This is a genomic window from Fusobacterium massiliense, from assembly GCF_900095705.1.
GTDB classification, from domain to species: Bacteria; Fusobacteriota; Fusobacteriia; order Fusobacteriales; family Fusobacteriaceae; genus Fusobacterium; species Fusobacterium massiliense.
The window spans coordinates 316,294-341,549 of record NZ_LT608326.1 but is presented as its reverse complement, the minus strand read 5'-3'; the positions used below and the strand labels follow the sequence as shown (position 1 = coordinate 341,549).

General features: G+C 30.7%; 34 protein-coding genes. 2 read left to right on the top strand and 32 right to left on the bottom strand.

The window, feature by feature from the left end; all coding sequences use genetic code 11:
* Positions 1 to 21: 21 nt before the first annotated feature.
* The 21 genes from rplO to rpsJ all read right to left on the bottom strand — a co-directional run bounded on the left by rplO (position 22) and on the right by rpsJ (position 9,403).
* Positions 22 to 501: a 50S ribosomal protein L15 gene (gene rplO, locus BQ2505_RS04180; protein WP_074016519.1), complete on the bottom strand. Its 480-nt coding sequence runs from the start codon at positions 499 to 501 to the stop codon at positions 22 to 24.
* Entirely contained in the window at positions 501 to 686 is a 186-nt protein-coding gene (gene rpmD, locus BQ2505_RS04175; protein ID WP_005892817.1) for a 50S ribosomal protein L30, read from the bottom strand. Before rpmD ends, rplO begins: the two co-directional genes overlap by 1 nt.
* A gap of 13 nt (positions 687 to 699) precedes the next feature.
* On the bottom strand, positions 700 to 1,194 hold the full coding sequence (rpsE, locus tag BQ2505_RS04170) for a 30S ribosomal protein S5 (RefSeq protein WP_074016518.1): 495 nt from the start codon (positions 1,192 to 1,194) through the stop codon (positions 700 to 702).
* 23 nt (positions 1,195 to 1,217) lie between these two features.
* On the bottom strand, positions 1,218 to 1,586 hold the full coding sequence (rplR, locus tag BQ2505_RS04165; protein ID WP_074016517.1) for a 50S ribosomal protein L18: 369 nt from the start codon (positions 1,584 to 1,586) through the stop codon (positions 1,218 to 1,220).
* Positions 1,587 to 1,612: 26 nt separating this feature from the next.
* The gene (rplF, locus tag BQ2505_RS04160; RefSeq protein ID WP_074016516.1) at positions 1,613 to 2,146 is read right to left on the bottom strand and encodes a 50S ribosomal protein L6; all 534 of its coding nucleotides are present in this window, start codon (positions 2,144 to 2,146) and stop codon (positions 1,613 to 1,615) included.
* 24 nt (positions 2,147 to 2,170) lie between these two features.
* Positions 2,171 to 2,569 (bottom strand): 30S ribosomal protein S8, encoded by a 399-nt coding sequence (rpsH, locus tag BQ2505_RS04155; RefSeq protein WP_074016515.1) that lies wholly within the window; start codon positions 2,567 to 2,569, stop codon positions 2,171 to 2,173.
* A gap of 29 nt (positions 2,570 to 2,598) precedes the next feature.
* Positions 2,599 to 2,886, bottom strand: a complete 288-nt coding sequence (gene rpsN / locus BQ2505_RS04150) for a 30S ribosomal protein S14 (protein WP_074016514.1) — start codon at positions 2,884 to 2,886, stop codon at positions 2,599 to 2,601.
* A gap of 20 nt (positions 2,887 to 2,906) precedes the next feature.
* Complete coding sequence (gene rplE, locus BQ2505_RS04145) at positions 2,907 to 3,458, bottom strand: 50S ribosomal protein L5 (protein ID WP_074016513.1); 552 nt, start codon at positions 3,456 to 3,458, stop codon at positions 2,907 to 2,909.
* A gap of 18 nt (positions 3,459 to 3,476) precedes the next feature.
* Positions 3,477 to 3,818, bottom strand: coding sequence for a 50S ribosomal protein L24 (gene rplX / locus BQ2505_RS04140; RefSeq protein WP_074016512.1), 342 nt, complete (start codon positions 3,816 to 3,818; stop codon positions 3,477 to 3,479).
* 24 nt (positions 3,819 to 3,842) lie between these two features.
* The gene (gene rplN / locus BQ2505_RS04135) at positions 3,843 to 4,211 is read right to left on the bottom strand and encodes a 50S ribosomal protein L14 (RefSeq protein ID WP_074016511.1); all 369 of its coding nucleotides are present in this window, start codon (positions 4,209 to 4,211) and stop codon (positions 3,843 to 3,845) included.
* 28 nt (positions 4,212 to 4,239) lie between these two features.
* Positions 4,240 to 4,491, bottom strand: a complete 252-nt coding sequence (gene rpsQ / locus BQ2505_RS04130; RefSeq protein WP_074016510.1) for a 30S ribosomal protein S17 — start codon at positions 4,489 to 4,491, stop codon at positions 4,240 to 4,242.
* Positions 4,492 to 4,546: 55 nt separating this feature from the next.
* Positions 4,547 to 4,729, bottom strand: coding sequence for a 50S ribosomal protein L29 (rpmC, locus tag BQ2505_RS04125; RefSeq protein ID WP_005892361.1), 183 nt, complete (start codon positions 4,727 to 4,729; stop codon positions 4,547 to 4,549).
* Positions 4,729 to 5,154 (bottom strand): 50S ribosomal protein L16, encoded by a 426-nt coding sequence (gene rplP / locus BQ2505_RS04120; RefSeq protein ID WP_074016509.1) that lies wholly within the window; start codon positions 5,152 to 5,154, stop codon positions 4,729 to 4,731. Before rplP ends, rpmC begins: the two co-directional genes overlap by 1 nt.
* 2 nt (positions 5,155 to 5,156) lie before the next feature.
* Positions 5,157 to 5,816 (bottom strand): 30S ribosomal protein S3, encoded by a 660-nt coding sequence (gene rpsC / locus BQ2505_RS04115; RefSeq protein WP_074016508.1) that lies wholly within the window; start codon positions 5,814 to 5,816, stop codon positions 5,157 to 5,159.
* An 18-nt stretch (positions 5,817 to 5,834) separates the two neighbouring features.
* The gene (gene rplV, locus BQ2505_RS04110) at positions 5,835 to 6,167 is read right to left on the bottom strand and encodes a 50S ribosomal protein L22 (protein ID WP_074016507.1); all 333 of its coding nucleotides are present in this window, start codon (positions 6,165 to 6,167) and stop codon (positions 5,835 to 5,837) included.
* A gap of 33 nt (positions 6,168 to 6,200) precedes the next feature.
* Complete coding sequence (gene rpsS, locus BQ2505_RS04105) at positions 6,201 to 6,476, bottom strand: 30S ribosomal protein S19 (protein ID WP_074016506.1); 276 nt, start codon at positions 6,474 to 6,476, stop codon at positions 6,201 to 6,203.
* A gap of 24 nt (positions 6,477 to 6,500) precedes the next feature.
* Positions 6,501 to 7,331, bottom strand: coding sequence for a 50S ribosomal protein L2 (rplB, locus tag BQ2505_RS04100; protein ID WP_074016505.1), 831 nt, complete (start codon positions 7,329 to 7,331; stop codon positions 6,501 to 6,503).
* A gap of 39 nt (positions 7,332 to 7,370) precedes the next feature.
* The gene (gene rplW, locus BQ2505_RS04095; RefSeq protein WP_074016504.1) at positions 7,371 to 7,658 is read right to left on the bottom strand and encodes a 50S ribosomal protein L23; all 288 of its coding nucleotides are present in this window, start codon (positions 7,656 to 7,658) and stop codon (positions 7,371 to 7,373) included.
* The gene (rplD, locus tag BQ2505_RS04090; protein WP_074016503.1) at positions 7,658 to 8,290 is read right to left on the bottom strand and encodes a 50S ribosomal protein L4; all 633 of its coding nucleotides are present in this window, start codon (positions 8,288 to 8,290) and stop codon (positions 7,658 to 7,660) included. Before rplD ends, rplW begins: the two co-directional genes overlap by 1 nt.
* 19 nt (positions 8,291 to 8,309) lie before the next feature.
* Positions 8,310 to 8,945, bottom strand: coding sequence for a 50S ribosomal protein L3 (gene rplC, locus BQ2505_RS04085; RefSeq protein ID WP_074016502.1), 636 nt, complete (start codon positions 8,943 to 8,945; stop codon positions 8,310 to 8,312).
* Between the two features lie 146 nt (positions 8,946 to 9,091).
* A complete protein-coding gene (gene rpsJ / locus BQ2505_RS04080; RefSeq protein WP_074016501.1) occupies positions 9,092 to 9,403 on the bottom strand; it encodes a 30S ribosomal protein S10 in 312 nt (103 codons plus the stop codon).
* A gap of 218 nt (positions 9,404 to 9,621) precedes the next feature.
* Between rpsJ and BQ2505_RS04075 the strand changes: the two genes are divergently transcribed.
* Complete coding sequence (locus tag BQ2505_RS04075) at positions 9,622 to 10,071, top strand: hypothetical protein (RefSeq protein ID WP_074016500.1); 450 nt, start codon at positions 9,622 to 9,624, stop codon at positions 10,069 to 10,071.
* 134 nt (positions 10,072 to 10,205) lie between these two features.
* On the opposite strand, the gene BQ2505_RS04070 is transcribed toward BQ2505_RS04075, so the two are convergent.
* From BQ2505_RS04070 to BQ2505_RS04030, 9 genes are all read right to left on the bottom strand, one after another.
* Entirely contained in the window at positions 10,206 to 10,994 is a 789-nt protein-coding gene (locus BQ2505_RS04070; protein ID WP_392389518.1) for an esterase/lipase family protein, read from the bottom strand.
* A gap of 13 nt (positions 10,995 to 11,007) precedes the next feature.
* Positions 11,008 to 11,706, bottom strand: a complete 699-nt coding sequence (gene rsmG, locus BQ2505_RS04065) for a 16S rRNA (guanine(527)-N(7))-methyltransferase RsmG (protein WP_074016498.1) — start codon at positions 11,704 to 11,706, stop codon at positions 11,008 to 11,010.
* Positions 11,703 to 13,604: a tRNA uridine-5-carboxymethylaminomethyl(34) synthesis enzyme MnmG gene (mnmG, locus tag BQ2505_RS04060; RefSeq protein ID WP_074016497.1), complete on the bottom strand. Its 1,902-nt coding sequence runs from the start codon at positions 13,602 to 13,604 to the stop codon at positions 11,703 to 11,705. Before mnmG ends, rsmG begins: the two co-directional genes overlap by 4 nt.
* Positions 13,605 to 13,612: 8 nt before the next feature.
* On the bottom strand, positions 13,613 to 14,269 hold the full coding sequence (locus tag BQ2505_RS04055) for a potassium channel family protein (RefSeq protein WP_074016496.1): 657 nt from the start codon (positions 14,267 to 14,269) through the stop codon (positions 13,613 to 13,615).
* Between the two features lie 9 nt (positions 14,270 to 14,278).
* Positions 14,279 to 15,625, bottom strand: coding sequence for a TrkH family potassium uptake protein (locus BQ2505_RS04050; protein ID WP_074016495.1), 1,347 nt, complete (start codon positions 15,623 to 15,625; stop codon positions 14,279 to 14,281).
* A 23-nt stretch (positions 15,626 to 15,648) separates the two neighbouring features.
* Complete coding sequence (locus BQ2505_RS04045) at positions 15,649 to 17,223, bottom strand: ClC family H(+)/Cl(-) exchange transporter (RefSeq protein ID WP_074016494.1); 1,575 nt, start codon at positions 17,221 to 17,223, stop codon at positions 15,649 to 15,651.
* 405 nt (positions 17,224 to 17,628) lie between these two features.
* The gene (locus BQ2505_RS04040) at positions 17,629 to 19,683 is read right to left on the bottom strand and encodes a YadA C-terminal domain-containing protein (protein WP_074016493.1); all 2,055 of its coding nucleotides are present in this window, start codon (positions 19,681 to 19,683) and stop codon (positions 17,629 to 17,631) included.
* A gap of 549 nt (positions 19,684 to 20,232) precedes the next feature.
* Positions 20,233 to 20,736 (bottom strand): hypothetical protein, encoded by a 504-nt coding sequence (locus BQ2505_RS04035; protein ID WP_074016492.1) that lies wholly within the window; start codon positions 20,734 to 20,736, stop codon positions 20,233 to 20,235.
* Between the two features lie 199 nt (positions 20,737 to 20,935).
* Positions 20,936 to 21,883, bottom strand: a complete 948-nt coding sequence (locus BQ2505_RS04030) for an AEC family transporter (protein ID WP_074016491.1) — start codon at positions 21,881 to 21,883, stop codon at positions 20,936 to 20,938.
* Positions 21,884 to 22,322: 439 nt separating this feature from the next.
* On the opposite strand from BQ2505_RS04030, the gene nagE reads away from it, so the two are divergent.
* The gene (gene nagE / locus BQ2505_RS04025; protein WP_074016490.1) at positions 22,323 to 23,786 is read left to right on the top strand and encodes an N-acetylglucosamine-specific PTS transporter subunit IIBC; all 1,464 of its coding nucleotides are present in this window, start codon (positions 22,323 to 22,325) and stop codon (positions 23,784 to 23,786) included.
* A 159-nt stretch (positions 23,787 to 23,945) separates the two neighbouring features.
* Here the strand turns inward: nagE and BQ2505_RS04020 are convergent, their stop codons facing one another.
* Entirely contained in the window at positions 23,946 to 24,599 is a 654-nt protein-coding gene (locus tag BQ2505_RS04020) for an N-glycosylase/DNA lyase (RefSeq protein WP_074016489.1), read from the bottom strand.
* A 3-nt stretch (positions 24,600 to 24,602) separates the two neighbouring features.
* A complete protein-coding gene (locus BQ2505_RS04015) occupies positions 24,603 to 25,256 on the bottom strand; it encodes a 3-oxoacid CoA-transferase subunit B (protein WP_074016488.1) in 654 nt (217 codons plus the stop codon).

Sequence of the window (25,256 nt, the reverse complement as noted above, 5' to 3'; positions counted from 1 at the left end):
TTCACCTACCTTAGATTAATACTATTTATTATTTTCTGCTCTTTCAAAACCTTTTTCTTCAACGATTTCTACTGATCCACCTTTTGCTTCAATAGCAGCTTTTGCTGATTTTGAAACTTTATGAGCAACAACAGTTAATTTTTTAGTTAATTCTCCATTTCCTAAAACTTTTATTCCATCATTGCATTTCTTTAATAAGAATTTGTTGCATAGAGTTTCTATACTTACAGTTTCTCCATCTTCAAAATGACTATTTAAGAAATCTAGTGATAATAGAGTGTATTCTTTTTTAAATATAGCATTTGAGAATCCTCTTTTTGGAACTCTTCTATATATTGGCATTTGTCCACCTTCAAAATAAGGTTTTACTCCTCCACCTGCTCTTGAATTTTGACCATTGCTACCTTTTCCAGCTGTTTTTCCCCAACCAGATGAGTTACCTCTACCTACTCTTTTTCTTTCCTTTCTAGGAACTGAAGGTGATAATTCATTTAATTTCACTATGCTTGCACCTCCTCAACTTTTAACAAATAAGAAACTTGAGCTAGTTTCCCTTTTAATTCAGGTGTTTCATTATGTTCTACTACATCATGCATCTTCTTAAGCCCTAGCGACTTTACAGTTGCTATGTGATTAGGCTTTCTTCCGATTATGCTTTTTACAAGCTCTATTCTAAGTCTTGCCATCTTCATCTTCCTCCTAGCTTAAGATATCCTTAACTTCTTTTCCTCTTAAAGCTGCTATTTCTTCAGCAGTTCTAAGATTTTTCAATGCTTCCACAGTAGCTCTTGCTACGTTATGTTTATTTCTTGACCCTTTAATTTTAGTTAAAATGTCATGAACTCCAACCAATTCTAAAATTTCTCTTGAAGCAGAACCAGCTATTACTCCAGTCCCTTCATATGCTGGTGCCATCCATAGAGTAGTTGCTCCCCATTTTCCAGTTATTTCATGAGGAACTGTATTATTTTTCAAAGAAACTTTTACTACATTTTTCTTTGCAGCTGCAATAGCTTTTCTTATAGCATCAGGAACACCATTTGCTTTTCCTAATCCTAATCCTATTTTACCTTCTCCATCTCCAACAGCAGCTAACACTGAGAAAGATATTGTTCTTCCTCCTTTAGTTGTTTTAGAAACTCTAGATATCTTCAATAATTTTTCTTGATATTGATTTTCTTCTCTGTTTAACAAGTGAAATCCTCCTCTCTTAAAAATTAGAAGCTTAATCCAGCTTCTCTAGCCGCTTCTGCAAGAGCCGCTACTCTTCCTGTATATTTGTATCCTGATCTATCAAATACGATAGCTCCTATTCCTTTTTCTTTAGCTCTTTCAGCTATTGCTTTTCCAACGGCTTTTGCTGCTTCTACATTTCCACCGTTAGCAATACTTCCTCTTAATGCTTTATCAATTGTTGATGCTGATACAAGAGTTACTCCATTTACATCATCTATTAATTGAGCAAAAATGTTAGTATTTGATCTAAAAACTGAAAGTCTTGGTCTTTCTGGAGTTCCAGAAATTTTATTTCTTATTGACATTTGCTTTTTTTGTCTTGATGCTTTTCTATCAACTTTTTTAAACAACTGTCTTACCTCCTTTTTAAGCTATTTTAAGACTTTTTACCTTCTTTTCTTCTGATATGTTCTTCAGCATATTTAACCCCTTTACCTTTATATGGTTCAGGTGGTCTCTTAGCTCTTATATTTGCTGCAACTTGACCAACTAATTCTTTTTCAATTCCATCTACATATATTGTTGTATTTTTTTCAACTGTAAAAGTAATTCCAGGAATTTCGTCGATTATAACTGGATGAGAATATCCTAAAGATATTTCTAATCCTTTTCCTTTAGCTGCTGCTCTATATCCAACCCCAACTAGAGTAAGAGTTTTTCTGTATCCTTCAGAAACTCCTTTAACCATATTATTGATTAAAGCTCTAGTAGTTCCATGTATTGCTCTAACAAATGGTTCATCATTTGGTCTTTCAACAACTACATGACCATCTTCTAATTTTATAGTTAAATCTTTGTTAAATTCTTTTGTTAATGTACCTTTAGGTCCTTTTACAGTAACTACATTTTCTTTTACTGTAAATTCAACTCCAGAAGGCACAACGATAGGTTTTTTACCTACTCTTGACATTAATGGACACCTCCTAAGTTTTTATTACCATACAAATGCAAGGATTTCTCCACCTACTTTTTCTGCTCTAGCAACTTTATCAGTTACAATTCCTTTAGAAGTTGAAACTATTGCTATTCCTAGACCAGATAAAACTCTAGGCATATCTTCTACAGAAGAATAAACTCTTCTTCCAGGTTTAGATATTCTTTTTAATCCTTTTATAACTCTTTCTTTACCAGCATATTTTAAATATACTCTTATATTCTTTTTATTTCCTTCTTCAGTAACAATTTTATAATTAGAAATGTAACCTTGTTCCTTTAAGATTTCAGCTATTCTTTCTTTCATCTTTGAGTGAGGTACATCTACTTTTTCATGCATAACTGCATTAGCATTTCTAACTCTTGTTAACATATCAGCAATTGGATCTGTTAAATACATCTATTTAAGTCCTCCTTCCTTTGATTTAATTACCAAGATGATTTTTTTACACCAGGGATTTCTCCAGCACCTGCAAGTTGTCTAAACTTAACTCTTGATATTCCGAATTCTCTCATATATCCTCTTGGTCTTCCATCTAATTGACATCTATTTCTTTTTCTAACAGCAGAAGAATCTTTTGGAAGTTTATTTAATTCATACATAGCTTCCATATCTCCAGCAGCTACTCTTTTCTTTAATTCAGCTCTTTTTTCAGCATATTTGTCAACAAGTTCTGCTCTTTTAACATCTCTTGCGATCATTGACTTTTTCGCCATCTACTCTAACCTCCCTACAATTACTTTTTGAAAGGCATTCCAAAAGCCTTAAGTAATGCTCTTCCTTCTTCATCTGTTTTTGCAGAAGAAACCATAGTGATAGACATTCCTAAAAGTTTTTCTACTTTATCGAAATCTATTTCAGGAAATACTAATTGGTCTCTTAATCCTAGTGAATAGTTTCCTCTTCCATCGAATGAGTTGCTAGGAACTCCTTCAAAGTCTCTTACTCTTGGAAGTACAACATTTACTAGTCTGTCTAAGAAATCATACATTCTTTCTTTTCTTAATGTTACTTTTGCTCCAATAGGCATTCCTTCTCTTAATTTGAAACCAGCTTCAGACTTTTTAGCTTTTCTTAATAATGGTTTTTGTCCAGTTATTATAGTTAAATCAGCCATAGCTGCATCCATTAACTTAGAGTTTTGAGTTGCTTCTCCAACTCCCATATTAACGATTATCTTCTCTAATTTAGGACAATCCATAATATTTTTTATTTCTAATTCTTTCATTAATTTAGGAACCACTACTTCATCATAAAATTTGTGGTATCTAGAAACATATTTAGTCACTTATGTTTTCCTCCTTTCTTATAATATTTCTCCAGATTTAACTGAAACTCTTACTTTTTTTCCATCTCTAACTTCGTGTCTAACTCTTGTTGGTTTTCCAGCTTTTGCATCAAACAACATCACTTTTGATGAGAAGATTGCAGCTTCTCTTTGCACAACTCCACCTTGTGGGTTTACTTGAGATGGCTTTAAATGTTTAGTTACTATATTTATTCCTTCTACTACTACTTTTCCTTTTTTAGGGAAAACTTTTATAACTTTACCTGTTTTACCTTTATCTTTTCCTGATATTACATAAACTGTATCTCCAGATTTTACATGTAATGAATCAGGTACAAACTTAATTTTAGGTTTAGCCATTGTTCTTATAAGCCTCCTCTCTCATTATATAACTTCTATTGCTAGAGATAAGATTTTCATGAAGTTTCTTGCTCTTAATTCTCTTGCAACAGGTCCAAATATTCTTGTTGCTTTTGGTTCGTTGTTATTGTTGATTACAACTCCTGCATTGTCATCAAATTTTATATATGAACCATCTTCTCTTCTAGTTTCTTTTTTTGTTCTTACTATAACAGCTTTTACTACATCTCCCTTTTTAACGTTACCACCAGGGATAGCTTCTTTAACTGATGCCACAACAATGTCACCAATTCTACCGAATCTCTTTTTTGATCCGCCTAAAACTCTTATTACCATAAGTTTTTTAGCCCCTGAGTTATCAGCAACATTAAGGATAGTTTGTTGTTGTACCATTAAAATATCCTCCTCTCACTATATGTGATTATTTCGCTTTTTCTATGATTTCTACTAGTCTCCAATTTTTATCCTTAGATAAAGGTCTAGTTTCCATAATTCTTACTTTATCTCCTATTTGAGCTACATTTTCTTCATCATGAGCTTTGAACTTAGTAGTTCTTTTTACTCTTTTTTTGTATATAGGATGAAGTATCATTGTTTCAATTGCAACAACTATAGTTTTTTGCATTTTATCAGAAACAACTATTCCTTCTCTTACTTTTCTTTCGTTTCTCAAGATATTAACCTCCTCTTTACTATTTTAAAGAATCAATTATCTAGGCATAACACAATTATCTTTCATTTAAGATTGTGTTAATTCTTGCGATCTCTCTTCTAACTTCTCTTATTTTTGCTGTATTTGTTAGTTGACCTAATGAAAGTTGGAACTTCAAGTTGAATAATTCTTCTTTTAGCTCTTTACACTTAACAACTAGGTCTTCACTAGTCATTTCTCTTATTTCTTTAGCTCTCATTAGTTTTCACCACCATTTTCTTCTTTTTTAACAATTTTACATCTAATTGGTAATTTCATAGCTGCCTTTCTTAAAGCTGCTGCTGCTTTTTCATCAGTTACACCAGAAACTTCGAATAAGATTCTTCCAGGTTTTACTACTGATACCCAACCTTCAACGTTACCTTTACCTTTACCCATTCTCACTCCAGCAGGTCTTGCTGTAATAGGTTTATCAGGGAATATTCTTATATATGTTTTCCCTTCTCTTTTGAATGTTCTGTTGATAGCAACCCGACAAGATTCTATTTGTCTATTTGTTATCCAAGATGGTTCTAAGGCTTGTAATCCCCAATCTCCAAAAGCAACATAATTACCTTTATGAGCTTCACCTTTCATTCTACCTCTGAACATTTTTCTGTGTTTTGTTCTTTTTGGCATTAACATAATTAAGCTTCCCCTCCTTCCTTCTTACTAGGAAGAACTTCCCCATGGAATATCCATACTTTAATTCCTAAAGCTCCATAAGTTGTATGAGCTGTTGCTACTGCATAATCTATATCTGCTCTTAATGTATGTAAAGGAACTTTTCCTTCAACTGCCCATTCAGATCTAGCAATTTCAGCACCATTTAATCTTCCTGAAATCATTACTTTTATTCCTTTAACATCTGCTGATTTCATTGTTCTTGAAATAGCTTGAGTCATTGCTTTTTTGTAAGCAATTCTTTTTTCTATTTGAGCTGCTATTGATTCAGCAACTAATACTGCATCACTGTTTAAGTCTTTTATTTCTTGAACTTTTACAGTTACTTTCTTAGCTGTTAATTTTTCTAATTTAACTCTTAATGCATCAATTTCAGCACCTTTTCTTCCAATTATTAATCCTGCTTTTCCAGTATGTATATAAACAACTACTTGTGAAGGAGATGTTCTTTCAATTCTTACCTTCGAAATTCCTGTATGGAAGTAGTTTTTCTTTATAAATTCTTTTATTTGCACATCTTCATGGAAGTATTTTACATACTCTTTTTTATCTGCATACCAATTAGAGTCCCAAGTTCTTGTTATTCCAACTCTAAGTCCTCTAGGGTCTACTTTTTGTCCCACAGTTTTACCTCCTTAATCTTATTCTTCAGTTACTGCCACTGTAATATGAGCTGTTGGCTTTCTTATGATATCCGCTCTACCCATTGCTCTTGGCATAACTCTTTTTAAAACTGGCCCTTGATTTATCATTATAGTTGACACTACTAATTTATCTTCATCCATTTTGAAATTGTTTGTCGCATTTGCTATTGCAGACGACAAAGTTTTCTTTATAACTCTAGCGGCTTTTTTATTTGTAAACTCTAGAATATCTAATGCTTCTAGTGCTGATTTACCTCTCACTAAGTCAGCTACTAATCTAGCTTTTCTAGGAGATAGTCTTACGAATCTAGTTATTGCTTTAGCTTCCACTAGTCCATCCTCCTTTTTCTCAATACTAAGTTATTATTTTTTCTTTTTATCTACACCATGTCCATGATATGTTCTAGTTGGTGCAAATTCTCCTAATTTATGTCCTACCATTTGTTCAGTAACATGAACTGGTATATGTTTTTTTCCGTTATATACTCCAAATGTTATTCCTATAAAATTTGGGAATATTGTAGATCTTCTTGACCAAGTTTTTATAACAGCTTTATTGTTTCCTGAAGCAACTGCTTCTTCAACTTTAGCCATTAAATGATGGTCACAAAAAGGTCCTTTTTTTAATGATCTTGCCATTATTAATTAGCCTCCTCTCGCAAATTATTTTTCGTTTCTTCTTCTTACGATAAATTTGTCAGAAGTCTTTCTTCCTCTAGTTTTAACACCAAGTGCTGGTTTTCCCCAAGGAGTTAAAGGTGATTTTCTTCCAACTGGGTTCTTTCCTTCCCCTCCACCATGTGGGTGATCTACTGGGTTCATTACAGATCCTCTTACATGAGGTCTTTTTCCCATATGTCTATTTCTTCCAGCTTTACCTATGTTTACTAAGTTATGCTCAGAATTTCCAACTTCACCAACAGTTGCCATACATTCACCATGTATTAATCTTAATTCTCCTGATGGTAATTCAACGTGGCAGTAAGTTCCTTCTTTAGCTACAAGTCTTGCAGCAGTTCCAGCAGATCTTACTAATTGTCCACCTTTTCCTCTTTGAAGTTCGATATTGTGGATTTGAACCCCAACTGGCATATCTTTTAATTTAAGAGCGTTTCCAGGTTTAATATCAGCTTTACTTCCAGCAGAAATTACATCTCCTTTTTTAAGCCCTTTAGGTGCTAGTATATATCTTTTTTCTCCATCAACATAGAATAATAAAGCAATGTTTGCTGATCTGTTTGGATCGTATTCTATTGTTGCAACTCTTGCAGGAACATCCAATTTGTTTCTTTTGAAATCTATAATTCTGTATAATCTTTTGTGTCCTTTTTGTCTGTCTCTACAAGTTCTATGACCATAATTATCTCTACCATACGCTGATTTTAGAGGTACAGTTAAAGATTTTTCAGGTCTTACTTTATCTAATTCATCATTTACTAATCTAGACATATGTCTAGTACCATTAGTAATTGGTTTCATTTTTCTAATAGCCATTTAATTTCCTCCATTGACCTATATATATCTTTAATCTTATTAAACTTCTTTAAAGTAAGTTATTGTGTTTTCTTTAGCTAATTTAACAATAGCTTTTTTCTTAGCTTGAGTTTTATAAAATCTCATACCATGTCTTTTTGTGATTGGTTTTTTGTTTATTGTAGCTACATCTTCAACTTTTACATTAAATATTGCTTCTACAGCTTTCTTTATTTCTATTTTATTAGCTTTCGGATGTACTTCAAAAGTATATTTGTTGTATTCTCTTCTTAAAAGTTCTGTTTTTTCTGTAACAACAGGTTTTTTAATTATTTCATAAACAGTCATTATCCTAGTACCTCCTCTACAGTAGCTAATGCTTCTTTAGTAAGAATTACTTTTTCTTGTTTTAATAGCCAGTAAACACCAATTTCATTTGGTTGTAATACTACTGCATTTTCTAAGTTTCTTACAGATAAGTATAAGTTAAAATCATTCATAGTTGCTAAATCGTTTACTACAAATAATTGTTTTTGTTTTGCATCAACTTTATTTACTAAATTTACTATCACTTTTGTTTTAGGTGTTTCGATTGTTCCATCTAAAACTAATACATTTCCAGCTGCTACCTTTGCAGATAAAGCTGATCTTAGTGCTAGATTTCTAACTTTCTTATTTACTTTCTTTTCATATGATCTTGGATGAGGACCGAATGTAACTCCTCCACCTACCATATGTGGTGCTCTTATTGAACCTTGTCTTGCTCTACCAGTACCTTTTTGTTTGAAAGGTTTTCTTCCTCCACCTCTAACCATTGCTCTAGTCTTAGTAGAAGCTGTACCTTGTCTAGCAGCTGCTAATTCAGCAGTAAGTACTTCATGAAGAACTACTTTATTAGGCTCAATCCCAAACACTGCATCATTAACTTCAACAGTACCAGTTTGATCTCCTGCTAAGTTATATACGTTTAAAACTGCCATTATTTTCCTCCTCCCTCTACTATCCTATTACTTTCTTTACAGCTGGTTTTATTACTAAATAGCTATTTTTTGCTCCAGGAACTGCTCCTTTTATTAAAAGTAAGTTGTGTTCTGCATCAACTTTTACTACTTTTAAGTTTTGAACTGTTACTGTTGCATTTCCATGTTGCCCAGCCATTCTTTTACCTTTTAGAACTTTACCAGGCCAGCTCGACATTCCTATTGAACCTCCTAGTCTGTGGTTTCTTGAAACCCCATGTGTAGCTCTATTTCCACCAAATCCGTGTCTTTTCATAACACCAGATGTTCCTTTACCTTTTGAAGTACCCGTAATATCTACATAAGCAACTTCAGCTAGAACATCAACTTTGATTTCTTGTCCTAATTCATAACCATCAACACACGCAACTTCTAATTCTTTAACAAATCTTTGAGGTTTAACTCCTGCTTTGTTAAATATTCCCATTAAAGGTTTTGTAGTGTTTTTTTCTTTTTTCTCATCAAATCCTAATTGTAAAGCTACATATCCATCTTTTTCTTCAGTTTTCTTTTGAAGAACGAAGTTAGGACCAGCTTCTACAACTGTTACTGGAACAAATTTCCCATCTTCGAAAATTTGTGTCATTCCAATTTTCTTTCCTAAAATTCCAGACATTTTTAACCTCCATCAAATAATATATCGGTTGATACAACTTACCCTTGTGGTTCTATTCAGCCTTCAAGGAATAAATATCAACTTGTACTATTCTGTAAGTATGATGTTTTCACATCATCTCCCATAAATAAATACCGAAAATAGAATTAAACTTGTTTAATTTCTATTCCCACACCAGCTGGTAAGTGAACTGATGTTAACGAACTAATTGCCTTTTCTGTAGAATTTACTAATTCTATCATTCTTCTGTGCACTCTCATTTCGAATTGCTCTCTTGAATCTTTGTTAACGTGAACTGATCTTAAAACAGTATATTTTCTAATTTTTGTAGGTAAAGGCATAGGCCCTACTACTTCTGCTCCACTTTTCTTTGCTGATTCAACAACTCTTTTTGCTGACTCATCTAATAAAGTGTGATCGTATGCTCTTAAATAGATTCTTAATTTGTTAGAAGCCATTATATTATTGCACCTCCTTTAAATTAACTACATAAGATAATTCTTATGCACTTTAACAAGTATATCACAACTTTTTAAAAAATCAAAGATTTTTTTTAAAATATTTATTCTTTTTTTATTTTATTTAAATTTAAGATTTAGATTGATTTTTTTGTTAATATATTGTATCATTATGATAGTAATTTATTATTTTTTCACATATTTTTGGAGGTATTTTTATGAAAAAGATTTTTTTATTTGTATTAATGTTATTTGCTTTCGTCGCTTGTTCTAATACACAATTTATTCATGATGCTAAGCCTATTACAAAGGATGAAAGAACTGTGCTTATTCAATATTTTCCAACTGACTTTGAAATTGACTTAGAAAAGACTTTAGAAAATAATTTTTGGAAAGTTTCTGTAGTTTCAAATAAAGACACTTCTTCACCATCTTTAAAATCAAATTTTGTAATTACTTGTGAATTACTATATCCTGATTACTTCGGAACTCATCAAGGAGTTATTAAATTCTCAGATTTAAGAACTGGTAAAAGAATAGCTGTTTACAAATTTAAAGTAGCTACTAAAAGTGGAATTATAGAAAATATAATCAAAACTATGGATTCTATCCCAGGTGCTGCTGCTTATACAAATTCTACAACTGTAACAAACCCAGCAGTAAAATAACAAAATAAATAAAGTCTCTTGACAGCCGTATGAGTTCTACGAGCTCAATGAACAAAGGTTCTTCGAACTAATACGGACGTCAGTGACTAATAAACATTTAATTTTATACTTTCCTATGATACTAAAATATCTTTTTACTTTTCTAAAATATTTGAAATTTCTTTTATTGTTTCTGAAGATTTTAAAATACTTGCGTGGGTTGTATTATTTATAATTTTAAAACTTGCTTTATCTAATTTTGCAGTTGACACTGGAACCATACCATCATCTTCTCCTTTTATCAAAAGAGAGTAAAGAAAATTATTAGTTTTATTTCCAATTAATACATGACAACTGTAACTAGGCTCTCCTAAATCATTTACAAAACTACTTTCATCAGTTTTCATATCAAGAACTGCTACCCCTAAAAAATTCTTCAATAAATTCGATATAAAAATATCTGACAAATCACTTCCATGACTAGGGGGAGAAATTAATATTACTTCTCCTAAATCTTCTATTTTATTATTTTTTAGATAATATCTAGTTATTACAGTTCCCATAGAATGAGCAACTATATTTATTTTTAGTTTTTCTAAACCTTTTTTTGCTCTTTCTTTGTTAATTACTTTTAGTTTTCCTATTTCTGTATCAATAACAGGCTTTATATATTCTTCAGTTATTCCAACTATATTTTCTTCGAGTGTAGGATACTGAATATTGATAACTGTGTATCCTTTATTAGTCAAATTTTCATTGACGTATCTAAGTTGCTTTTCTGTCCCATAAATACCATGAAATGTTATAACAATTCCTTTTTCAATTTTATCTTCATTATACTTTGTAATTTTATAATCATGATTCAAAAAAAATATTTTAACTAATTCTAAAATAAAAATAATTACTACAATAAGTGACAAAAAATAAAATACTACTTTTTTCAATTTTAACTTCATTTTACAAAGGTTTCTTCAAAGGAATACCCGTATTTCTAGGATATTTCTTATCCGTCTTTTTTTCTTTTAGTATTTCTATTATTAATCTATCTTCTTCTGAAAAAGGTAATTTAAAATTATATTCTTTCAATATTTTTGAACTTAGTATCTTCAAAGCGTTAGCTGAAGTTTTTATTTCTTCAGTTCCAACCATTTTTTGTGGTAAAAATCTTCCATTTACTCTTATAAATGGGATTTCATATTCCAGTATAACTGCTAAATTTGAAACTCCTCTGCATAGTCCAACATCATAAGTTTCTCTTCTATCTTTTATAACTTCTTCTGCTCTTCCATTAATAACTTCAACATTTGAAAGTTTTAAATCTTCTTTTACTATATTTAAAAAATCTGTTTTTTTCCTAACAGAATCTAGCAAAGTAAAATTCTTATCTTCATTAAATATAGCCAGTATCATTCCAGGAAATCCTGCTCCTGTTCCTATATCTATTAATTTTTTATCTTCTTCTTTCAAGAATTGTTGAAGTAGTAAAGAATCTAGAAAATGTTTTTCTATGATAGCTTTTTCTTCTCTAATAGCAGTGATATTTGTATGACTATTATAATCCACTATTAACTCTAAATATCTTAAAGCCTTATTTATTTTTTTATCTGTATAGCTAACATTTATCTTATTTAAACCTTCTATAAAATATTCTCTCATTCTTTTCCCTTCATCTTTAAATAGATTAAAATAGCCTGTATATCAGCTGGAGATACTCCAGAAATTCTACTTGCTTGTCCTATATTTATAGGTCTTATTCTTTTTAGCTTGTCTTTAGCTTCTTTAGGTATAGTCTTTAAATCATCGTAGTCTATGCCAACAGGAATTTTTCTGTTTTCCATAGCCTTATGTTTTTCTATCATCTTCAAAGCTCTACCTATGTATCCCTCATATTTTATAGAAATTTCTGCTTGATAACCTGTATCGTAGCTATATTTTTCCAAGTCAATTGGCATCTCTTCAGCAATATACTTTATATCTTCAAAAGTTACTTCCGGTCTTCTTAAAATTTCAAGCAGTGTACTTCCATCTTTTATAGGAGTTTCTCCTCTTTTTTCTAAGACTTCATTTACTCTTGGATTGCTAGGTCCTATATTTGTTCTTGTTAATATTTGAGTTATTTCTTCCACATCTTTTCTTTTTTGTTCAACTCTTTGGTATTCTTCTTCTGGAATTAAACCTAATTCATAGCCAATTTTACTAAGTCTTAAATCAGCATTATCCTCTCTCAAATAAAGTCTATATTCACTTCTTGCTGTAAACATTCTGTAAGGTTCATTCGTTCCTTTAGATACAAGGTCATCTATAAGTGTCCCTATATATGAATCTGATCTATCTAAAATAAGAGCTTCTTCACCCCTTATTTTTTTAACAGCATTTATCCCTGCCATCAGACCTTGAGCCCCTGCTTCCTCATAACCAGATGTTCCATTAATTTGTCCAGCTAAAAACAAATTTTCTATTGTTCTTGTTTCCAAACTATACTTTATTTCTTCTGGTGGAACATAATCATATTCAATAGCATAGGCATATCTCATAATTTTTGCATTTTCAAAACCTTCAACATTTTTTATCATTTCTTCTTGAACATCAACAGGAAGAGATGATGACATACCACCTAAATAAATTTCATTAGTTTCATATCCTTCTCTTTCTAGAAATAAATGATGTTGCATTTTATCTGGGTATCTATACACTTTATCTTCTATTGATGGACAATATCTAGGACCTAGACCTTGAATCTTTCCATTAAATAGTGGTGATCTATCTCTATTGCTTTTTATTATTTCATGCACTTTCTCATTTGTATGAGCTATATAACAAGAAATTTGTCTTCTGCTAAGTGCATCTTCATCTTTTGTTCTATTTGAAAATTTTAAAACTTGATCTTTTTGTCCAGGTTGTTCTTCTAAAACAGAAAAATCTATAGTTCTTGCATCAATTCTTGCCGGTGTCCCTGTCTTAAATCTTCCTAATTTTAATCCTAGTTTTTCCATAGAAACAGGTAAATCTTCCGAAGAAAGTTCTCCCATTCTTCCAGCTTTAAAATTTGTTTCCCCCATGTGAATAAGGCCTCTTAAAAAAGTTCCTGTTGCCACAACGACTGCTTTCGCTCTATATTCGAGACCTTCTCTTATCTTTATTCCTTTTATTATCTTTCTTCCATTTTCTTCTTCAACAACAAGCTCACTTACCATTCCTTGAATAACAGATAAGTTTTTTGTATGTTCAAGAGTTTTTTTCATTTCATTAGCATAAGAAACTTTATCTGCTTGAGCTCTTAAAGATCTTACTGCCGGACCTTTTTTTGTGTTCAAGACTCTTATTTGAATAAAAGTTTTATCTATATTTCTTCCCATCTCTCCACCAAGAGCATCTATTTCTCTTGCTAGATGTGATTTTGCTGGACCACCTAATGATGGGTTACAAGACATTACTCCAATATTGTCTAATGATATTGTAAATATTGCTGTTTTCATTCCCATTCTTGCTGAAGCTAATGCAGCTTCACAACCAGCATGTCCTGCTCCAACTACTATAACATCAAATTCTTGCATCTTTCCCCCTAAATCAATTTATTAAATGACTCAACTGTTTTTTTATCAGTTATAATCACTAATATATCTCCTTCTTCTATTACAACGTTTGCAGTTGGATTAGATAAAAATTCTCCTTTATCTTTTTTTATTCCAACTATATTTATGTTATATTTATTTCTAATATCTAATTTTATAAGGCTGTTATTCCAAAATATACTAGGTGCTTTTACTTCAACTAAAACAAAATTGTCTGAAAATTTTAAACGTTCTTTTATATCTGTATCTATTGTAAGTTCTGCTATTCTTTTTCCCATATGTTCTTCTGGATAAACTATCTCAGTAGCTCCAACTTTTGCAAGAATTTTTCCATGTTTTTTATTTATAGCTTTTGCTATAATTGTTTTTATTCCCAACTCTTTTAAGTTAAGTGCTATCATAACACTTGCTTCTATATCTCCCATGCAAATGAAGGCAACATCAAAATTTTCTGCTCCAATATCTTTAAGGACTTTTTCATCACTTGGATCACCAATTACAGCATTTTTTATTATATTTGTGTCAATTTTATCTTGAACATTATCCTCATCTACATCTATAGCTAAAACATTTTTTTCTGCCTCATATAAAGTTTTTGCAACACTTGTTCCAAATCTTCCTAAACCTATTACTAAATATTGTTTCATACTCTTCTCCTATCCTATTAATATATCTTCTTTTGGATATTTTATTGAACTTGTCTTATTACTTGTAAAAGCTAATGCAACTGTCATAGGTCCTAATCTCCCTATAAACATTGTTACTACAAGTATAAGTTTTGATATTATTCCTAAACCTGCTGTTATTCCCATACTTAAACCTGTTGTAGAAAATGCTGATAGCACTTCATATATTACCTTATCTGTTGGAAAACTTTCTATTGACAATATAATTGTTGTAATAACAATTATATAAAATAATGATATTATAACTATGGCTAATGCTTTATTAATCAATTCCCAGTCTATCCTTCTTTTAAAAACTTCAACATATTCTTTTCTTTTTAAAACTCCAAGTGCATAGAGTATTAAAACTCCAAAAGTTGTTGTTTTTATTCCACCTCCTGTTGAACCAGGTGAAGCTCCTATAAACATAAGTATATATGAAATAAAAACTGTTGCTGGTCTTATATTTGTCAAGGGTACAGTATTAAAGCCTGCTGTTCTTAATGTTACACTTTGAAAAAATGAATTTATAAGTTTATCTATAAAATTCATATTCTTCAAGGTAGTTAAATTATTGTATTCAAATACTAAAAATAATATTGTTCCAATGCTTAAAAGAAAAAATGTAATAAGTAAAGTAAATTTTGAAGTTATACTTAAATTCTGTAATTTTTTCTTTTTTATAATAACAAGTGAATTTATTGTTACAAAACCTATTCCACCTAAAATAATCAAAAATGAAATGGTCAAATTTATTAATCTATCATATTTAAAAATTTCTAAATTATTGGTAAATAGTGAAAATCCAGCATTACAAAATGCTGATACTGAATGGAATAAGCCATAAAACAATGCTCTTTTTAAAGAATAATATTTTGAAAAACCATAAGTTAGAATTAAAGCTCCTGACATTTCAATTACAAATACTGTCAATAATAGTTGTTTAATAAAGTTTGTAATTCCACCATTACTATTAGAATTTCTTTCCTCTTTTAGAAGTTCCCTTGTTTCAAAGCTCATCTTTTTTCCAACTAATAGAAATACTATTATTGAAACTGTCATAACTCCAAGTCCACCCAATTGTATAAAAAATAGAACTATTAATTGCCCTACCGGACTAAATACTTGACTTACATCAACAACAGATAAACCTGTTACACAAATAGCTGAAACTATTGTAAACAAAGAATCTAACATACTAATATTCTGATTTTCTTTTAATGAGAAAGGTAATTTTAAAAGTGTAGTTCCAATAAAGATTGCTATTAAAAAGCCTACTATCAATTTCCTATAAGGTGATAAAAGTTCCCATTTTTTTATTAAACCTAACTTTCTCATTTTCCCTCTCTTTCAAAATAAAATTAATCTACCAATGTCTGTTTCATTAATTTTTCTTTAACTTCCGACACTCTATTTTCAGGCAATAATAATATCAAAATATCTCCTGCCATCATAACTGTTCTACCCTTAGGTATTTTTTCTATACCATTTCTAACAATAGAAATCACCAAAACATCTTCAGGCCATATTACTTCCGATACCATTTTTCCATCTATTAAAGACTCCACCATTATTGGCACTTCAATAGTTATTTTCTTATGATTTTCTTCATCTTTAATATTATCATCTTTTTTCATTCTATCATATAAAATATCGTAAACTGGATCTTGTTCTAAAAATTCTGTTACAAAAAATGAAACTATTGCAACAGTTGCTATTGCTAACAACAGATGAAAACTACCTGTCATTTCCAGTATAAGTATAGCTCCTGTTATAGGCGCTCTTACAACAGCTACAAAGTATGCCGCCATTCCTAAGACTATACAATGAACTACAAAATCCGGTCCTGTTTGAGATATCATATCCACAACTTCTCCGAATATTTTACCTATTAAAGCTCCCAATACAAGCATTGGTAAAAATATTCCTCCGGCAAAACCTGTTGAATAACAAAATGTCGTAAAAAATAATTTTAATATAAAAATAATAATTAATGTATAAATTGCAGTCTTACTATGTATAAGACTTTCTACTAGACTATGTCCTCCACCTGTAACTTCTGGTAAAACAAAACAAAGTACAAATGACAATGTCATAATAAAAGATACTTTTATTTCCCTAGGAAGTTTTATTCCTACAAATAAATCTTGACTTTTTATCAAAGATACAGTAAATAGCTTTCCAAAAAATGCAATAATTACTCCAAATATAACATACAAGAAAAATTGAAAATATGGATTTATTCCTAAGGGATATTTTATTGCAATATCAAAAGATGTTTGTACACCAAAAAATCTTCTTCCAATAAAATCAGAAACTATACTTGCTGTGAAAACACAAATTAAAAGTTTTCCAGTTAAGTACTTGTGTATTTCTTCTATGCTAAACATAACTCCTGCAAGTGGTGCACCAAAGGCTCCTGCAAGTCCTGCACTTGACCCACTTGTTATCATGTAATTTCTTTCAGTTGTATCTTTTTTTAGAATTTTTGCAAGTCCGTAAGCAACATAAGAACCCAGTTGAACAGATGGCCCTTCTCTTCCTAGAGATAACCCTGCTCCTATTCCTAGTACCCCTGCTGTAAATTTTGAAAAAAGTTCTTTCCACCAATTTTGATAATCTATTCTACCTAAAATTAATCCTTTTACTTGAGGAATACCACTTCCAGATGTTTTAGGAAATTTTTTAAATAAATAATTTACTACTAATCCAACTACAATAAATACAAGCCATATTTTTAATAAAGATATAGGATGTTCTAATGTGATATCAGAAAAATATGCCTTTCTTATTACTCCTATTTTTTCTAAGCTCCATCTATACAATGAAACTATAACTCCTGTTAATATTCCAACCAACAAACAAGCAAAATAAAGACTGGCATTTCCACTCTGTAACTTTTCAACAGTATCCTTTGTATTACTCTGTTTTTCCATATATTTCTCCCCGAAAATTTATTTTATAACAAATAAAATCTCTTGACAGCCGTCAGAGATATCTTTTTCTATTTAAAATTATACTTTTCTACATAATAAAAATCAATTTCATTATAAGGCTTTTAATATTTATAGTCAAGAAATCATTTTTACATTCACACTGATAAATTTAAATAAAGTCTCTTGACAGCCGTATGAGTTTTACGAGCTCAATGAACACAGGCTCTTCAAACTAATACGGACGTCAGAGACTAATTTTCACTATTTATTTTTATACTTCCCTTATAAATAAAAAAGGATTTCATATTTGATATGAAATCCTTTTCATTTTTTTAGCTAAATACAACTGTAGACTAATCTCTTAGTCAAGTATTGCAGAAATTCTACAATACTTGCTAATTAATTTTATCTATCAAAGTAATAAGTTGCACTTACACCATAAGTTGCTCCTTTTGCTCTTGAAGTTGGTATTCCCATTTTAGCATTAACTTTGAAGCTTTCATTTATTCCATAAACTGCTCCGACTGCTACTGCTTGAGTTCCTCTGTATCCACCAATTGCTGCTCCAACTCCAACTCTTCCTACAGGGGCATCATTGAAGTCTAAAGTTGCCATAGCTGCTACTGCTGCTATACCTTCTTTTGCTTGTTTGTTAACTTCTTCAACTCTTTGAGAGTTTCTGTTTATTTGATCAATTGCAGTTTTTACATCGCCTTTAACATCTGCTATTCTTTGATCAACATATCCAGCTGTTGCTGCTGCTGTTGGATCTTTAGGTTTTCCTGTTGTTTCATCAATTTCAGGAGCTTTAAGTCCTGTTATAGTTCCATCTGTCCCTATTTTTACAGTAGGTTTATTATCTTTTGATAGTGAGATTCCATCTTTATCAATCTTAACTTTTCCAGCTGGATCATTTTTAGTTTCAAAGCTTGTCATTCCAGTTAATTTATCAGAAAGTTTTACAACTAATCCACCATTTTTTTCTTTCTCAACTTTAATATTATTTGCCGCTGTCTCTTTAACAGCTCCTTCACCTATTAAGCTTACAGTCCCATCTAACCTATTATTAAGTTTGCTTTCAATTGCATCATCTAGACTTACTGTATATGTCGTTGTATGCTCTTTAGTCTCTGCAGATACTACTATATTTTTCCCAGCTTGGACTTTTACCCCTTCTCCAGCTATATCCTTAACTTTATCTTTGTCTAATCCAACAGTGTATGTTGTTCCATCTTTAGTTAATTCACCTTCCTTAACAGTAATTCCACTATCGGCTGCAGTTTCTAGTTTTGACTTAGCTGCTTTTAGTTGTCTTACAGTTACTGCATCATCATCTTTAGCTCCATCTTCAAGTTGATTAATTCTTCTGTTTCCTACTGAAACTACTGATCCAGTATTAGCAAATTCTCTTTCAGTTAAATATGATTTTCCTTCAGATTTAGTTGTTGTTGTTCTTGCACCTAAAGCTACAGAATTTTCTAAATTTGCTTTTGCTGAATACCCTATTGCTATAGAATTTTTAGCTGTTGACTGTGTACCATAACCTACTGCAATAGAATTTTCGCTTGTTGCGTTTGAACCGGCTGCTATTGCCGTAGTATATTTAGCTGTCGCATTTGCTCTGTCACCAATTGCGACTGAAGTTCCTCCAGTAGATTTTGCGTTTGAACCGGCTGCTAAAGACCAGTTAACAGCTTCTGCTCCTCCACCTAATGCTATTGCATTTGTTCCATTTGCTATAGTAGCAGTGTCTGTTTCTCTTTCTAAGTTTTCTCTTTTAGAACCTATTGCTATAGAATTTACACCTGATGCTTCTGCACGACTTCCCATAGCGATACTACTTTCTGAATTTGCTTTTGTTTCATTACCTATAGAAATAGCATATTTTGAATTTACTTCTGAACTATATCCCATTGCTATAGAATTTTCAGGAGTGTAAGCTCCTGTTTTTATTGCTTTTGAATTTCTACCTATAACAATACTATTTAATGCACTTGCTTTTGATGCATTACCTATAGAAATAGCATATTGTGCTTTTGTTTCTGCCTCATTTCCTATTGCCATAGAAAATCCAGATTGTGCTGATGCTTTATTACCCATAACAACAGTATATTCTGCATTTGCTCTTGATTCATTACCTATAGAAACAGCATATCTTGAATTTACTTCTGAATCGTTCCCTATTGCTACGGAATTTACAGCATCTAAAGGCCCTTTTATCGCTCTTGCTTTATTTCCTATAACAACACTATTTGCTGAAGTTTTTTCAGTTTTTGATTCATTTCCAATTGCTATTGAATTAGTAGCTAATGCAGTTCCTTCTTGAACGGCTTTAGAATCCAGACTTAATCCAAAAAATCCAGCAATCATAAAAGCCACTAAAAAGCTCTCTGTTACTGCAATTTTTCTCTTTAAAACTCCTTTTAAACATTTTTCCATTTCTTTAATTTTTTTATTCATTTTCTCTCCTTTTTTAATCTTTCAACCAAGAGCATCTAATTACTTTTTTTAACTTAATTTATCAGCTCTTAATTGAGTTTGTTTGATTTAAAATTTAATTAAGAATTTTTTATTTTATGATAATTTAGTATACCATACCATGTATAATTTGTAAAGGTTTTTTATCAAAAAAGTCTTTAATTTCAAGACTATAATATATCTGATATATATTCTTTTCTATTTATTTTTTGTTCTGAACTCCCTTTTTTTCTATATTTTAACCCCCCCCCCCCTAATTTTTTAAAAAAATATTTCTTTGTGTTGTTTTTTTAACTGATATTCTTTATTTTTGTTTTTAAAATGAACAAAAATAAAAAAATGTTCGTTTTTTAGCCAGTGCTATTTTTTTATTTTTTTCTTAATTTTTAATCAAAAATTAATATTTTAAAAAAAACTATAAGTAATCATATAAAATTTATATACTTTACTTTTTTAATTCTCTTTAAAATAAAACCTTCTTTTTCACTACTCACTTTATTTACATCATTTATATTTAAACTTGCCAAAATACTAAATTTCTGTTGCCATTGCTTCTCTTAAGAATGGTAGTAAAGCTCTAGTTAATATTATTTTCCTAGTGCTTATTTTGAAATATATTATTTTTCCCTCTTCTAGAGCTTCATACCATATTGTCTTACTAACTTTAAAAAGCTCTACCAAATCCCTTATTGTTGTAAATTCTCCAAGTTCATCTAATAAATAATTTTGTAAAAACTTCTCTATATCATTTTGTGCTTCCCAATTATGATAGTTATTAATGTCAAAATCTTCTTTTGTAAAAGCTGGACTAATAATATTATTATTTTGTCCCAATTCCAAAGCTCTGACAAAATCTTCCATATTATATTCTGTTCTGCCATATTTTGTTCTACTTCTTATTTTATTATTTTTTGCTATTATGTAAGTGTAACTAAGACTTATGTTTAAAATTGTGTGTATTTTGCTTGCACTTGCATATTCTCCTGCCAATTTTAATATATAATCTTTTAGAAAAGTACTTCTTATTGTATTCATATTCTTACCTCCACTTTTTCATAATAATTATGCAAATAATTTTATGCTGCAAAAAAGAAGGCTCTCATAAAATAAAAAAAGTTTCTTGACAGCCGTATAAGTTCTACAAACTCAATGAGAACAAGTTCTTCGAGCTAATACGGATATAAGAAACTAATTTTTATTATTTAAACTTGTACTTTCCTTCATTTAGATTTTATTATATCCAAACTAAACTTTTCAAGATCAAAATCCAACAGAAAATAGTGGCAATAGAAACTAAACTAGTTGTTGCAACAATCTCTCCGGCTAAATCTCCATCAACATTCATTTCTTTTGCCATTGTAAACGATGAAACAGCTGTCGGACAAGCTGTCATAGCAAGTAGTGCCACAATTTCTGCCCCTTGAAAACCCAACATTTTCCCAATACTTATACTTATTAAAGGATTAATAACTAATTTTAAAAAATCTACAAAAATTAAATATTTCATATTTTTTAACATATTGCCAAACTTTAATTCTGCCCCCAAAACAATAAAAGCAAGAGGGGTTGCAATTTTGGCAATATCATTTAAGCTCTTGTAAATAGGCTTTGGCAATTTTATTCCACTTGCAAGAAATAAAATACCTATTACGGTTGCAATAACTAAAGGATTTTTTGAAACTTGTTTAATAAGTTTTTTTCTGCTTATTTCTTTTCCAGAATAGTATTCCAGAATTATAACTGCTAAAATATTGAATGTTGGAATAGTAACTACTGTCAGAATTGATACAATACCAAGTCCGGCATCTCCATATAAGCTACCAGCAATAGCTAGTCCAAACAATATGAAATTTCCTCTGTAAACTCCTTGAATCATAACAGCCAGTCTTTTTTTATCAGCTATAAGCCTTACAAAAATTAACCAAGCTAAAACTAACACTAATAGTATACTTACAAAAGCATAGAGCATAAGTTTTAAGTTTTTTGCTGAAAATGCACTTAAATCTGCAATATTATAGACACTTAAAAAAAGTAAGGTTGACATAAAAACTCTAAAAATCAAAGAGTTCATAACAGTCAAGCTTCTTTCATCTACCATTTTAATCCTTTTCAAAATCACTCCCAACATCATCAAAAAAAACATTGGAAAAACAACATTAAGAGCAAGTAAAAAATTTTCCATAAAAATCACTCCATAATACTTTATAGTTTACTATATTATAATATCACAAAATTATATTAATATTAAATAAAGTCTCTGACGTCCATATTAGTTTGAAGAGACTTTATTTATAAGGAAAGTATAAATTTAATATGAAAACTAGTCTCCGACGTCCGTATTACTCTGGAGAGTATTTTGGTGAGCTCGGAAGAGTCATACGGCTGTCAGGAGACTTTATTTATTGAACTAGTAGAATTCATACGGCTGTCAAGAGACTAATTTTAGTTGTTTATTTTTATACTTTTTAAAAAATAAAAATAGAAATTTATTTGGAAATTTTGGATAAATAAGTAAAAGTAAATTATATTTAAATTTTTATATATTATTCATACAATATATGGTATAATTGGATAAAATATTTAAGGAAATTGACAGAATTTTAATTTAGGAGGTTCTTTTTATGTTCAATTATTTACAAAAAATTGGTAAAGCATTAATGGTTCCAGTTGCTGTATTGCCTGCTGCGGCTATTATGCTTGGTATTGGTTATTGGATAGATCCAACTGGTTGGGGGGCTAACAGCCAACTTGCAGCTTTCTTAATTAAAGCTGGAGCAGCTATTATAGACAATATGCCTATTCTATTTGCAGTTGGTGTTGCTTTTGGTCTTTCTAAAGACAAACATGGAGCAGCTGCTCTTACTGGACTTGTTGCTTTTGAAGTGGTAACTACTCTTTTATCAACTGGTGCTATTGCTCAAATCACAGGTACTCCAATAGAAGAAGTTCCAGCAGCTTTTGGAAAGATAAATAACCAATTTATCGGTATTCTTTGTGGTGTTGTTTCTGGAGAAATTTATAACAGATTCTATCAAATACAACTACCTAATTTCTTAGCTTTCTTTAGTGGAAAAAGAGCTGTACCTATCATTACATCAGTTGTTATGATAGTTGTATCTTTCATACTAACTTATATTTGGCCAGTAGTTTTCTCTGCTCTAGTAAGTTTTGGAACAGCAGTTGCAAAATTAGGTCCTGTTGGAGCTGGAATTTATGGTTTCTTCAATAGACTTTTAATTCCTGTAGGTCTACACCATGCTTTGAACTCTGTATTCTGGTTCAATGTTGCAGGTATAAATGATATTGGTAGATTCTGGGGAGATCCTAACATGGCTTACACTGATTTACCTGAACTTTTACAAGGAACTTACCACGTAGGAATGTATCAAGCTGGTTTCTTCCCTGTTATGATGTTTGGTTTACTTGGAGCTTGTGTTGCTTTTGTTCAAACTTCTAAACCTAAAAATAGAGCAAAAATTTTATCTATCATGCTTGCAGCTGGTTTCACAAGTTTCTTTACTGGTGTAACAGAACCTATCGAATTTGCTTTCATGTTCGTTGCTCCTATATTATACTTATTACATGCTGTTTTAACAGGAGTTTCTCTATTCTTAGCAGCTTCTTTCAACTGGATTGCAGGATTTAGTTTCTCTGGAGGATTTATTGACTTCTTCTTGTCATTAAAGAATCCAAATGCAAATAGTCCTTTCATGTTGATAATACTAGGAATTGTGCTTTTCGTAGTGTACTATTTCGTATTCTTATTCACAATTCGTATCTTCAACCTAAAAACTCCTGGTAGAGAAGATAGTGATGAAGAAGTTAAAGAAGCTGAAACTATTAAAGGTACTAATGTTGAATTAGCTGCTGCTCTTTTACCTCTTTTAGGTGGAAAAGAAAATATCGTTGAAGTGGATAACTGTACAACTAGACTTAGATTAAAAGTTAAAGACAGTGCTATTATTAATGAAAAAGAAATTAAAAAACTTGTTCCTGGAGTTTTAAAACCTTCTAAGGAAGCTGTTCAAGTAATTGTTGGACCACAAGTTGAGTTTGTTGCAACTGAATTAAAAAATTTAGTGTAAAAGAAAATCTATAAATAAAATCCCTGATGTAGATATCAGGGATTTTTTAATTTATAAGAAAAGTATAAAATTAGTCTCTGACGTCCGTATTAGTTCGAAGAGCCTGTGTTTATTGAGCTCGTAGAACTCATACGGCTGTCAAGAGACTTTATTTATATACTATTTAAAAATAACTCCAGCTTCTTTATACCAAAGTAATAAGTCCATCTCGTCCATTGGAATTTTAACAAAATCACAATATTCTTTCATCTTCTTTTCAATTTCAAGATAAATTTTAGGACTTAAAGTTTTTGGAATTTCATCAATAACTTCAAGTTTCACAAGATTTCTTAGAATATGTCTATCTAAAATAGCTACTTCACTTCCAAAACCAACATTTCTTAAGAAGTGTCCAGCTTCTTTATATGACATGCCTTTGATATTTTTAACTATCCATTCCCTTTTTTCAAATGTTGTTGGAATAGATGAAAAGAAATCTTTTGTTACAATCTCTCCATTTTTAGTCATTTGCTCTCTTAAAGCAACTAAAAATTTTGATTTATTATTTTTAAATCTGACTATATTCAAATACTCAACCATTTCTTCAGCTGAACCAGTGAAAATCAAGTTATTTTCTTTCAAATTAGTTATGGCTTGCCAAGCATTTAGAGCCTTAGATTGAGGGGTAAGTATACAGAAAGATAGTTCTAAATGTATATCTTTATTTGTTCCCTTATTCCAAGTATCTCTAAATTCTTGAAGTCTTTTTTTAAAATCAGATTTTTTTTCTTTATAAATTTTTTCTATTTCTTTAAAGTATTCATTTTTTTTCATAGCTTATTTTTTTAAATTTTCTGCAACAATAAAGTCAGCTTCAGTAGAAGCTTTGATATCTTCTAAAGATGAATATTCTGAAATTTCAGTTAAAACTAAACCTTTGTCAGTTACTTCAAACACAGCTTTTTCAGTAATTATCATATTTACAACACCAACAGCTGTTAGAGGTAATTTACATTCTTTTAATATTTTTACAGCACCATTTGATGTATGTTCCATAGCAACTATAACATGTTTAGCTCCTACAACTAGATCCATTGCTCCACCCATTCCTGGAACTTTTTTACCAGGTATCATCCAGTTAGCAATGTTTCCTTTTTCATCAACTTCTAATGCTCCAAGTACAGTAGCATCAACATGCCCTCCTCTTATTATTCCAAATGAATAAGCAGAATCAAAGAACATAGCTCCTTTAGCAGCTGTAATAAATCCACCTCCAGCATTTGTTAGATATTTGTCTTCCTTACCTTTTTCTGGAGCAGGCCCAGCACCTATACAACCATTTTCACTTTGAAAAATAACATCCATATCACCAACATAGTTAGCAACTAATGTAGGTAGTCCTATTCCTAAGTTTACAACATATCCATCATGAAATTCTTGAGCAACTCTTTTTGCAATAACTTCTCTAACTAAATTTTTATCCATTTCCAT

What these genes read in the sequence shown, in the direction of transcription:
- mnmG (WP_074016497.1), bottom strand. Translation starts at nt 13,604, where the DNA reads ATGCAAGAATTTGATGTTATAGTAGTTGGAGCAGGACATGCTGGTTGT.
- rpmC (WP_005892361.1), bottom strand. Translation starts at nt 4,729, where the DNA reads ATGAGAGCTAAAGAAATAAGAGAAATGACTAGTGAAGACCTAGTTGTT.
- BQ2505_RS04050 (WP_074016495.1), bottom strand. Translation starts at nt 15,625, where the DNA reads ATGAGAAAGTTAGGTTTAATAAAAAAATGGGAACTTTTATCACCTTAT.
- BQ2505_RS04035 (WP_074016492.1), bottom strand. Translation starts at nt 20,736, where the DNA reads ATGAATACAATAAGAAGTACTTTTCTAAAAGATTATATATTAAAATTG.
- BQ2505_RS04045 (WP_074016494.1), bottom strand. Translation starts at nt 17,223, where the DNA reads ATGGAAAAACAGAGTAATACAAAGGATACTGTTGAAAAGTTACAGAGT.
- BQ2505_RS04015 (WP_074016488.1), bottom strand. Translation starts at nt 25,256, where the DNA reads ATGGAAATGGATAAAAATTTAGTTAGAGAAGTTATTGCAAAAAGAGTT.
- rpsS (WP_074016506.1), bottom strand. Translation starts at nt 6,476, where the DNA reads ATGGCAAGATCATTAAAAAAAGGACCTTTTTGTGACCATCATTTAATG.
- rplN (WP_074016511.1), bottom strand. Translation starts at nt 4,211, where the DNA reads ATGGTACAACAACAAACTATCCTTAATGTTGCTGATAACTCAGGGGCT.
- rplF (WP_074016516.1), bottom strand. Translation starts at nt 2,146, where the DNA reads ATGTCAAGAGTAGGTAAAAAACCTATCGTTGTGCCTTCTGGAGTTGAA.
- BQ2505_RS04040 (WP_074016493.1), bottom strand. Translation starts at nt 19,683, where the DNA reads ATGAATAAAAAAATTAAAGAAATGGAAAAATGTTTAAAAGGAGTTTTA.
- BQ2505_RS04030 (WP_074016491.1), bottom strand. Translation starts at nt 21,883, where the DNA reads ATGGAAAATTTTTTACTTGCTCTTAATGTTGTTTTTCCAATGTTTTTT.
- rplX (WP_074016512.1), bottom strand. Translation starts at nt 3,818, where the DNA reads ATGGCTAAACCTAAAATTAAGTTTGTACCTGATTCATTACATGTAAAA.
- BQ2505_RS04020 (WP_074016489.1), bottom strand. Translation starts at nt 24,599, where the DNA reads ATGAAAAAAAATGAATACTTTAAAGAAATAGAAAAAATTTATAAAGAA.
- rpsJ (WP_074016501.1), bottom strand. Translation starts at nt 9,403, where the DNA reads ATGGCTTCTAACAAATTAAGAATCTATTTAAGAGCATACGATCACACT.
- rplW (WP_074016504.1), bottom strand. Translation starts at nt 7,658, where the DNA reads ATGACTGTTTATGAAATAATTAAAAAACCTGTTGTTACAGAAAAAACA.
- rpsH (WP_074016515.1), bottom strand. Translation starts at nt 2,569, where the DNA reads ATGTATTTAACAGATCCAATTGCTGATATGTTAACAAGAGTTAGAAAT.
- rsmG (WP_074016498.1), bottom strand. Translation starts at nt 11,706, where the DNA reads ATGAGAGAATATTTTATAGAAGGTTTAAATAAGATAAATGTTAGCTAT.
- rplB (WP_074016505.1), bottom strand. Translation starts at nt 7,331, where the DNA reads ATGGCTATTAGAAAAATGAAACCAATTACTAATGGTACTAGACATATG.
- nagE (WP_074016490.1), top strand. Translation starts at nt 22,323, where the DNA reads ATGTTCAATTATTTACAAAAAATTGGTAAAGCATTAATGGTTCCAGTT.
- rpsN (WP_074016514.1), bottom strand. Translation starts at nt 2,886, where the DNA reads ATGGCGAAAAAGTCAATGATCGCAAGAGATGTTAAAAGAGCAGAACTT.
- rplD (WP_074016503.1), bottom strand. Translation starts at nt 8,290, where the DNA reads ATGGCAGTTTTAAACGTATATAACTTAGCAGGAGATCAAACTGGTACT.
- rpmD (WP_005892817.1), bottom strand. Translation starts at nt 686, where the DNA reads ATGGCAAGACTTAGAATAGAGCTTGTAAAAAGCATAATCGGAAGAAAG.
- rplC (WP_074016502.1), bottom strand. Translation starts at nt 8,945, where the DNA reads ATGTCTGGAATTTTAGGAAAGAAAATTGGAATGACACAAATTTTCGAA.
- BQ2505_RS04075 (WP_074016500.1), top strand. Translation starts at nt 9,622, where the DNA reads ATGAAAAAGATTTTTTTATTTGTATTAATGTTATTTGCTTTCGTCGCT.
- BQ2505_RS04055 (WP_074016496.1), bottom strand. Translation starts at nt 14,269, where the DNA reads ATGAAACAATATTTAGTAATAGGTTTAGGAAGATTTGGAACAAGTGTT.
- rplP (WP_074016509.1), bottom strand. Translation starts at nt 5,154, where the DNA reads ATGTTAATGCCAAAAAGAACAAAACACAGAAAAATGTTCAGAGGTAGA.